General features: G+C 73.0%; 10 protein-coding genes. 3 read left to right on the top strand and 7 right to left on the bottom strand.

Annotated elements, in window-relative coordinates; translation table 11 throughout:
- Positions 1–124: 124 nt before the first annotated feature.
- The 7 genes from truB to rimP all read right to left on the bottom strand — a co-directional run bounded on the left by truB (position 125) and on the right by rimP (position 7,018).
- Positions 125–1,024, bottom strand: coding sequence for a tRNA pseudouridine(55) synthase TruB (gene truB / locus ACFYUZ_RS24860; protein WP_389312640.1), 900 nt, complete (start codon positions 1,022–1,024; stop codon positions 125–127).
- Positions 1,021–1,461 carry a 30S ribosome-binding factor RbfA gene (gene rbfA, locus ACFYUZ_RS24855; protein ID WP_225800079.1) on the bottom strand — a complete coding sequence of 147 codons (441 nt, stop codon included), beginning with the start codon at positions 1,459–1,461 and terminating at the stop codon, positions 1,021–1,023. Before rbfA ends, truB begins: the two co-directional genes overlap by 4 nt.
- Before the next feature lie 30 nt (positions 1,462–1,491).
- The gene (locus ACFYUZ_RS24850) at positions 1,492–1,785 is read right to left on the bottom strand and encodes a DUF503 domain-containing protein (RefSeq protein WP_019889861.1); all 294 of its coding nucleotides are present in this window, start codon (positions 1,783–1,785) and stop codon (positions 1,492–1,494) included.
- Positions 1,786–1,928: 143 nt separating this feature from the next.
- A complete protein-coding gene (gene infB / locus ACFYUZ_RS24845) occupies positions 1,929–5,018 on the bottom strand; it encodes a translation initiation factor IF-2 (protein WP_389312638.1) in 3,090 nt (1,029 codons plus the stop codon).
- Positions 5,019–5,166: 148 nt separating this feature from the next.
- Positions 5,167–5,448, bottom strand: a complete 282-nt coding sequence (locus ACFYUZ_RS24840) for a YlxR family protein (protein ID WP_389312636.1) — start codon at positions 5,446–5,448, stop codon at positions 5,167–5,169.
- Between the two features lie 74 nt (positions 5,449–5,522).
- On the bottom strand, positions 5,523–6,518 hold the full coding sequence (nusA, locus tag ACFYUZ_RS24835) for a transcription termination factor NusA (protein ID WP_123455674.1): 996 nt from the start codon (positions 6,516–6,518) through the stop codon (positions 5,523–5,525).
- 2 nt (positions 6,519–6,520) lie between these two features.
- A complete protein-coding gene (gene rimP, locus ACFYUZ_RS24830) occupies positions 6,521–7,018 on the bottom strand; it encodes a ribosome maturation factor RimP (protein ID WP_389312634.1) in 498 nt (165 codons plus the stop codon).
- Positions 7,019–7,186: 168 nt separating this feature from the next.
- Between rimP and ACFYUZ_RS24825 the strand changes: the two genes are divergently transcribed.
- From ACFYUZ_RS24825 to ACFYUZ_RS24815, 3 genes are read left to right on the top strand one after another with little or no spacing between them, the layout of a single operon-like run.
- Positions 7,187–7,780, top strand: coding sequence for a hypothetical protein (locus ACFYUZ_RS24825; RefSeq protein WP_389312632.1), 594 nt, complete (start codon positions 7,187–7,189; stop codon positions 7,778–7,780).
- The gene (locus ACFYUZ_RS24820) at positions 7,777–8,193 is read left to right on the top strand and encodes a DUF4439 domain-containing protein (protein WP_389312631.1); all 417 of its coding nucleotides are present in this window, start codon (positions 7,777–7,779) and stop codon (positions 8,191–8,193) included. Before ACFYUZ_RS24825 ends, ACFYUZ_RS24820 begins: the two co-directional genes overlap by 4 nt.
- Positions 8,194–8,239: 46 nt before the next feature.
- Entirely contained in the window at positions 8,240–9,139 is a 900-nt protein-coding gene (locus tag ACFYUZ_RS24815; RefSeq protein ID WP_389312630.1) for an aminoglycoside phosphotransferase family protein, read from the top strand.
- Positions 9,140–9,174: the final 35 nt, after the last annotated feature.

The raw sequence follows: 9,174 nt of genomic DNA, 5'->3' as shown, positions 1-9,174 counted from the left end.
CGCGCGGGCGCGGGGGGGGGGGCGGGGGGGGGGGGGCGCCCGCCGGCGGGGGGGGGGGGGGGGGGGGGGGGGGGGGGGGGGGGGCCCCCCCGCCCCCCCCCCCCCCACGACGGAGTCGATCGGCTCAGCCGAAGACGGCGAGGCTCTTGGCCTTGCCCCGCTGCTCCTCGACGAGCGCGAGCAGCTTCCCCTCGGGCCCGAAGACCGCGACGGGCCCCTTCGGGTATTCCGGCATCTCCAGGCGGACGCCGTTGAGCAGCAGCCTGGCGCGCTTCTCGTCGACCTCCCAGCGCGGGAACGCCGCCGCGGCCGCGTCGGCGACCGGCATGACCGTCAGCTCCTCCTGGAGCTGGTCCAGGGTCCGGGCCGAGTCCAGCTTGTACGGGCCGACCCGGGTGCGCCGCAGCGCGGTCAGGTGGCCGCCGACGCCGAGTCCGGCGCCGAGGTCCCGGGCGAGCGCCCGGATGTACGTACCGGAGGAGCAGACCACCGAGACGACCAGGTCGATGACGGGCGTGCCGTCCTCGGCGGTGTCGTCGCGGACGTCGTACACCCGGAAGGAGGAGACGGTGACCGGGCGGGCCGGGATCTCGAACTCCTCGCCGCCGCGCACGCGCGCGTACGACCGCTTGCCGTCGATCTTGATCGCGGAGACCTTCGACGGCACCTGCATGATGGCGCCGGTCAGCTCGGCGACGCCCGCGTCGATCTGCTCGCGGGTGACCTTCGAAGCGTCGATCGACGCCGTGATCTCGCCCTCGGCGTCATCGGTGATCGTCGTCTGGCCCAGGCGGATGGTGCCCAGGTACTCCTTCTCGGTCAGCGCGAGGTGACCGAGCAGCTTGGTCGCCCGCTCCACGCCGAGGACGAGGACGCCCGTGGCCATGGGGTCGAGCGTGCCGGCGTGGCCGACGCGACGGGTCTTGGCGATCCCGCGCATCTTGGCCACGACGTCGTGCGAAGTGAAGCCCGACGGCTTGTCGACGATGACAAGCCCGTCGGGCGTCTTTCCCGAGGTGCTCATTCGGCGGCTTCGTCCTCGCCCGGCTTCTTGTAGGGGTCGGCGTCGCCCGCGAAGGAGGCGCCCGAGGAGGCCTCCCGCACCTGGGCGTCCGAGGCCCGCGCCTTGTCGAGGAGGTCCTCGATCGTCCGCGCGTTCTCCGGGAGGGCGTCGGCCACGAAGGTCAGGGTCGGGGTGAACTTGGTCCCCGCCGCCCGGCCCACGGCCGAGCGGAGGATGCCCTTGGCGCTCTCCAGGCCGGCCGCGGCGCTCGCGCGGTCCTCGTCGTCGCCGTAGACCGTGTAGAAGACCGTGGCCTCCCGCAGATCGCCGGTGACGCGGGTGTCCGTGATGGTCACGTGCGTGCCCAGGCGGGGGTCCTTGATGCCGCGCTGCAGCTTCTCGGCGACCACCTCCCGGATGAGGTCCGCCAGCTTCTTCGCCCGCGCGTTGTCGGCCACTGGTCCTTCTCCTTCTTTGCCTTGCTCAGATCAGTCTTCATCAGTGTGGAGCCTTCGGCGCACCGAAAGGAGTTCCACCTCCGGCCGTGCGGCGACGAGCCGCTCACAGCGGTCGAGCACGTCCGATACGAACCCCGGGTCCCCGGACACCAGTGCGACGCCCAGCCGGGCCCTGCGGTGGAGGTCCTGGTCGCCCACCTCGGCCGCGCTCACGGAGAACTTGCGTTGGAGCTCGGCGACGATGGGCCGGACGACGGAGCGTTTCTCCTTCAACGAATGAACGTCGCCGAGGAGCAGGTCGAAGGACAGAGTCCCCACGTACATGCGGTGCCGGATGTCCCGCCGGTTCGGGTTCGGTGGCCTGCCGGGCCGTCGCTCGGCAGGGACACCAGAACCGTACACGCAACGGCCGGGGCCGATCGACGGAAATATCTTCCGCCGACCGGCCCCGGACGCAGCCCTACGCGTTACGCGCGCGGCTTCTCGCGCATCTCGTACGTCGCGATGACGTCGTCGATCTTGATGTCGTTGAAGTTTCCGAGGTTGATACCACCCTCGAAGCCCTCGCGGATCTCGGTGACGTCGTCCTTGAAGCGGCGCAGGCCCTCGATGTTGAGGTTCTCCGCGATGACCTTGCCGTCGCGGATGAGGCGCGCCTTGGTGTTGCGCTTGACCTCGCCCGAGCGGATGAGGACACCGGCGATGTTGCCCAGCTTGGACGAGCGGAAGACCTCGCGGATCTCCGCCGTACCGAGCTCGACCTCTTCGTACTCCGGCTTGAGGAGGCCCTTGAGCGCCGCCTCGATCTCCTCGATCGCCTGGTAGATGACCGAGTAGTACCGGACGTCGACGCCCTCGCGCTCCGCCATCTGCGCGGCACGGCCGGCCGCACGGACGTTGTAGCCGATGACGATGGCGTCGGAGCCCATGGCCAGGTCGATGTCCGACTCCGTGACCGCACCCACACCGCGGTGCAGGACGCGGATGTCGACCTCTTCGCCGACGTCGAGCTGGAGCAGCGAGGACTCGAGGGCCTCGACCGCACCGGACGCGTCGCCCTTGATGATGAGGTTGAGTTCCTGGACGAGACCGGCCTTGAGCACCTTGTCGAGGTCCTCGAGGGACACCCGGCGGACGCGCTTGGCGAAGGCGGCGTTGCGCTCACGCGCGGCGCGCTTCTCGGCGATCTGACGGGCGGTGCGGTCCTCGTCGACGACGAGGAAGTTGTCGCCCGCACCCGGGACGTTGGTGAGACCCAGGACGAGGACGGGAGTCGACGGGGTCGCCTCCTCGACGTTGTTGCCCTTGTCGTCGAGCATCGCCCGGACGCGGCCGTACGCGTCGCCGACGACCATCGTGTCGCCGATGCGCAGCGTTCCGCGCTGGACGAGGACGGTCGAGACGGCACCGCGGCCGCGGTCGAGGTGGGACTCGATCGCGATGCCCTGCGCGTCCTGGTTCGGGTTGGCCCGAAGGTCGAGCGAGGCGTCCGCGGTGAGGACCACGGCCTCCAGCAGGGAGTCGATGTGCAGACCCTGCTTGGCGGAGATGTCGACGAACATCGTGTCGCCGCCGTACTCCTCGGCCACCAGACCGAACTCGGTCAGCTGACCGCGGACCTTGGTCGGGTCGGCACCCTCGACGTCGATCTTGTTGACCGCGACGACGATCGGGACGCCGGCGGCCTTGGCGTGGTTGAGCGCCTCGATCGTCTGCGGCATGACGCCGTCGTTGGCCGCGACCACGAGGATCGCGATGTCGGTCGACTTCGCACCACGGGCACGCATGGCGGTGAACGCCTCGTGACCCGGGGTGTCGATGAAGGTGATGCGACGCTCTTCGTCGTTGACCTGGGTGGAGACCTGGTAGGCACCGATGTGCTGGGTGATGCCACCGGCCTCGCCCGCGACCACGTTGGTCTTGCGGATCGCGTCGAGGAGTCGGGTCTTGCCGTGGTCGACGTGACCCATGACGGTCACGACCGGCGGACGGGAGACCAGGGCCTCTTCGCCGCCCTCGTCCTCGCCGAACTCGATGTCGAAGGACTCGAGCAGCTCACGGTCCTCCTCCTCCGGCGAGACGATCTGAACCTGGTAGTTCATCTCGTCGCCGAGGAGCTGCAGCGTCTCGTCGGAGACCGACTGCGTGGCCGTGACCATCTCGCCGAGGTTCATCATGACCGCGACGAGCGACGCCGGGTTGGCGCCGATCTTCTCCGCGAAGTCGGTGAGGGACGCACCGCGCGACAGGCGAATGGCTTCGCCGTTGCCGCGAGGCAGCATCACGCCGCCCACGGACGGGGCCTGCATGGCCTCGTACTCCTGGCGCCTCTGACGCTTCGACTTGCGACCACGACGCGCGGGACCGCCGGGACGACCGAAGGCGCCCTGCGTGCCACCACGGCCACCCGGACCGCCGGGACGGCCGCCGAAGCCGCCGGGACGACCGCCGAAGCCGCCGCCACCGCCGCCGGGACCACCCGGACGACCGCCGCCGCCACCGGGACCGCCGGGACGACCGGCGAAGCCGCCGCCGCCACCGCCGGGACCGGCCGGACGACCGGCGAAGCCGGGACGACCGCCGCCGCCGCCGGGACCGCCCGGACGACCGCCGGGGCCACCGGGGCCACGACCGCCGGGGCCGGGACGCGGGCCGGCAGCGGGACGCTGCGGCATCATGCCCGGGTTGGGACGGTTACCGCCGGGCGCGCCGCCCGGACGGGGAGCCTGCGGACGAGGCATGCCACCGGGGGTGGGACGGGCACCGCCCTGACCCTGCGGACGCGGAGCGCCGCCGGGGCCGCCCTGCGGACGCGGGGCGCCCGGAACGGCACCGGGGCCGCCGGGACGGGGAGCGCCGCCACCCGGACGGGGCGCCTGCGGGCGCGCCATTCCGGTGGAGCCACCCGAGGTGAAGGGGTTGTTGCCCGGACGGGGACCGGCCGGACGGGCACCGCCCGGACGGGGGGCCTGCTGGCCGCCGGGGCGCGGAGCGCCCTGGCCCTGCGGACGGGGGGAGCCCTGACCCGGGCGGGCGGGACGCTCGCCGGTGGGACGGGGACCCGGGGTGGCGCCACCGGGGCGCGGACCGGCGGCGGGAGCCGACGGAGGCGCGGTGAACTCCGGGGCGGCCGGAGCCGGCGTGACCGGCTTGGGCGCGGGCTTCGGGCCCGGGCGGGGGCCCGAGGCGGCCGGAGCCGGAGAGGGGGTGCTGCTCGCGGGCGCGGCCGGAGTGACCGGCGCCGGCGCCGCGGGCGCGGCGGGGGCCGGCTTGGGGGCCGGGGCGCCGGGCTTCGGAGCAGCGGGACGTGCCGCGGCGGCCGGAGACGGCGCCGCGGGGGAGGGCGCCGCCTTGCGGGGCGCGCCGGGCTTGGCAGCGGTCTTGCCGGCGTTGCCGCCGGGACCCTGCAAAGCGTCAGTCAACTTGCGCACGACCGGCGCCTCGATCGTCGAGGACGCCGAACGGACGAATTCACCGAGTTCTTGGAGCTTGGCCATGACGACCTTGCTCTCCACACCGAACTCCTTGGCGAGTTCGTATACCCGGACCTTAGCCACTTCGCTCCTTTTAGGTCCGGTTACCGCCGGACCGTCGCTACTTCATGGGCGTACTCATCGCGTACTCATCGAGTGCTCATCGCAATCTCGACCTACTTCCAACTCGCGAGGTACCTGACCGCACGGTGTTCCGTGCCGTACTTCTTGTTCACTGCGGTGCCGCCTGCTCGACATGGTGGCGGAGCGCCGCGGTGTCGAGCGGTCCCTGGACCTTGAGGGCCCTCGGGAAAGCTCGGCGGCGGACCGCCAGGTCGAGACAGACCACGGCGGGGTGCAGGTACGCACCCCGGCCGGGCAGCGTACCGCGATGATCAGGAACGCACTCGTCCTTGTTCACCACGATCCGCAGCAGATCGCTCTTGGCCGCTCGCTCCCGGCATCCCACACAGGTTCGCTCAGGGCACGCGCGGGCATGCGTCCGGCCAGACACTATTAAGTCTACCTCCCCGCACCGACCCCACCCGTTCGGGGCAAGAATCGAACAGTCGTTGTCCAAAAACGGTCTCAGCCCTGAGGCTCGGCCGGCTCCGTGTCCGGACGGATGTCGATCCGCCAGCCGGTGAGCCGCGCGGCGAGGCGGGCGTTCTGGCCCTCCTTGCCGATGGCCAGCGACAGCTGGTAGTCCGGCACCGTCACCCGGGCGGAGCGGGCGGCGAGGTCGACGACCTCGACCTTGGAGACCCGCGCCGGGGAGAGCGCGTTCGCCACCATCTCGGCCGGGTCGTCCGACCAGTCGACGATGTCGATCTTCTCGCCGAGCAGCTCCGCCATCACGTTGCGGACGCGGCTGCCCATCGGGCCGATGCAGGCGCCCTTGGGGTTCAGGCCCGAACGGGTGGAACGGACGGCGATCTTGGTGCGGTGACCGGCCTCACGGGCGATGGCCGCGATCTCGACCGAGCCGTCGGCGATCTCCGGGACCTCCAGGGCGAAGAGCTTCTTCACCAGATTGGGGTGCGTGCGCGAGAGGGTGACGGACGGACCGCGGACGCCCTTCGCCACCCGGACGACGTACGTGCGCAGCCGCAGGCCGTGCGTGTACTCCTCGCCCGGCACCTGCTCCTGCACCGGAAGGATGGCCTCCAGCTTGTCGTCCAGCTTGACGAGGACGTTCTTCGGGTCCTTGCCCTGCTGCACCACACCGGCGACGACGTCGCCCTCGCGGCGGGCGTACTCGCCGAAGGTCACGTCGTTCTCGGCGTCCCGCAGCCGCTGCTGGATGACCTGGCGGGCGGTGCTCGCCGCGATCCGGCCGAAGTCCGACGGGGTGTCGTCGAAGTCCTTGGGCTCCTGGCCCTCCTCCAGGTCGGAGGGGTCCTCCTTCGCCCACACCGTCACGTGGCCGGTGGCCCGGTTCAGCTCCACGCGCGCGTGGCGGCGGGCGTCGGGGGTGCGGTGGTACGCGATGAGGAGGGCCGACTCGATCGCCTCGACCAGCATCTCGAAGGAGATTTCCTTCTCCTGTGCCAAGCCCTTCAGGAGCTTCACGTCGATGTCCACGGCTACGCCTCCTCTTCCTTCTTGTCCTTGCGGTTGAACTCGATCTCGACACGCGCCTTGGCGATGTCGGCGAAAGCGACCCGGCGGGCGGTGGGCTTGCGCCCCTTCACGCCCGGCACCTCCATGTCGAGGCCGTCCTCGTCCACGGCCAGGATGCGGGCGACCAGGTCCTCGCCCTCGGCGAGCTGCAGCTTCACCAGGCGGCCGGTGGCGCGCACGTAGTGGCGGTGCTCGGTGAGGGGGCGCTCGGCGCCGGGGGAACTGACCTCGAGGACGTACTCGCCGTCGCCCATCGCGTCGGTCTCGTCGAGCTTCTCGGAGATCTCGCGGCTCAGCTCGGCGCAGAGGTCCAGCTCCACGCCCTCGTCCGAGTCGACGACGATCCGCAGCAGCCCGCGGCGGCCGGCCCGGGACACCTCGATCTCTTCCAGATCCAGGTCCTTCGCGGCGACGAGCGGCTCCACGAGTCCGCGCAGCCTGTCGCTCTGGGTGGTGCTCATCCGGGTGACTCCTCGGCCGCGTGTGCTGTTGTGGGTTCGTCGCGTGTCAGACCAAAGGGTATCCGGTCCGGGAGGGTGTTGCCGTCCATCGCCCCGGGGCCCGCGGGTACGCTCGCCTGCGGTGATCTCGACGATCTTCGACGACGGACGGCAGCCGAGGGAGAAGGCGTGACGACGACGGGCAGGCGCGCACTCCTCGTGGCGGGTGCGGCGGCGGGCGTGACCGCCCTCGCGGGCTGCACCTCCTCCCCCGGCGGGCGGACCCGGCGGCCGAGCGCCGCCGAGCTGGAGGCCGAACGGGTGGCGCGCGCCGAGGCGGCCCTGCGGCTGCGGTCGGTGACCGCCGCGCGCGGCCTGCTGGAACGTTACGACGCGACGCTCGCCGCCCATCCCTCCCTGGCCCCCCGGCTGACCCCGCTGCGCCGCGCGGTGGCGGCCCACGCGAAGGCCCTCGGCGAGGGCGGCACGACGGTGGAACCCGTCGCGGCGACGGCCTCCGCGGACGCCTCCCCGTCCGCCCCGGCTTCGGCCTCCGCCTCTCCCTCGGCCTCGGGAAGGTCCACGGTCCCCGCCGCACCCGTCCGGGTGGCGGCCGACCCCCGGGCCGCCCTCCGGGAACTCGCCGCCGCCGAGCGCGGTGCCTCCGACGGCCACGCGGCCGCACTGCTCACCGCCCCGCCCGAGTACGCCCGGCTGCTCGCCTCCGTCGCGGCGGCCTGCGCCGCCCACGCCTACCTGCTGACCGAAGGAGCACCGGCATGAGCGCCCTCGACGCGACCCAGGCCGCGCTGGCCGCCGAGCACGCCGCGGTGTACGGGTACGGGGTCGTCGGCGGCCGGATCGGCACCGAGCGGCGGGCCGAGGCCACCGCCGCGTACGAGGCGCACCGGGCTCGGCGGGACGCGCTGCGCCGGGCCGTGCGGGACCTCGGCGGGACGCCGGTGGCGGCGGAGGCCGCGTACGGGCTGCCGTTCCGGGTCGGGGGCCCGGCCGACGCGGTGCGGCTCGCGGCGGTCCTGGAGGACCGGGTGGCCGGCGTGTACTCCGACCTCGTGCGGGCCACCGGGGGACGGGCGCGCGCGGAGGCGGCCGCCGCGCTCCGCGAGGCGGCGGTACGCGCGGTCCGCTGGCGCGGCAGCGGCGTAACCTTTCCTGGGCTCGCCGAGCGGGTGTAGTCCCGCCCCGACCGAGTCCCGCCCCGACCGAAGGAACAACGCACGCATGGGTTTCGAACCGCCGCAGCGACTGGCCAGGACGCTCGGTGAGACGTACGGGGACGCCGCGGCGGCCGAGTGGCTCGGGGAGCTGCCGGAGCTCGCCGGCCGGGCGCTCGACCGGGCGTCCCTGGACACCGAGCGGGTGATGGCCCCCGGCGGACGGAGCAGCCTGGTCGTGCTCGTCCGGCGCTCCGACGGCTCCCCCGCCGCGCTCAAGATCGCGCCGCCGTTCACCCGGCCGGACCTGGAGCGGGACGCGCTGGCGCACTGGAACGGCTGGGGCGCGGCCCAGCTCCTCGACGAGGCCGGGGAGGGCGCGCTCGTCCTCGAACGGCTCCACCCCGAGGTCTCGCTGCGCTCCCTGCCGGAGGCGAAGGCGCTCCTGGAGGCGGCGGGCACCGTGCGCAGGCTCTGGGTCGAGCCGCCGGCCGGGCACGGCTTCGAGACGGTGACGGAGCGGACGGCCCGGCAGGCGGGGGCGATGGAGCCGTACCGCGCGGACCCGGCCACCGCGGAGCTGGCCGCGGCGGCGCTCGCGGCCCGCGAGGAGCTGGTCGGGGGCGACACGGAGACGGTGCTGCTGCACGGGAACTTCCGGCAGGGCAAGGTGCTCGCCGGCGACCGGGCGCCCTGGCTGGCCGTCGGCCCCGAGCCGCTGGTCGGCGAGCGGGCCTACGACCTCGCCCGGCTCGTGCGGGACCGGGTCGAGGACCTGGTGGCCGCCTCCTCGGGGGCCTCGGCGGCCCGGCGGCGGGTCAACAAGCTCGCGGACTCCCTGGACCTGGACCGGGAGCGGCTGCGCGGCTGGAGCCTGTTCCGCGCGGTCGAGTCGGGGACGCGGGCGCTGACGGCGGGGCGGCGGCAGGACGCCGAGCTGCTCCTCGAGTTCGCGAGCTGGCTGTAGGGGAATACCCTTTTTGTACTGTTCGGCTCGATCCA

Source organism: Streptomyces sp. NPDC004266, from assembly GCF_042874095.1.
Classification (GTDB): Bacteria; Actinomycetota; Actinomycetes; order Streptomycetales; family Streptomycetaceae; genus Streptomyces.
Note: the sequence above shows the minus strand (reverse complement) of the source record. Positions and strands in the feature narration are given on the sequence as shown.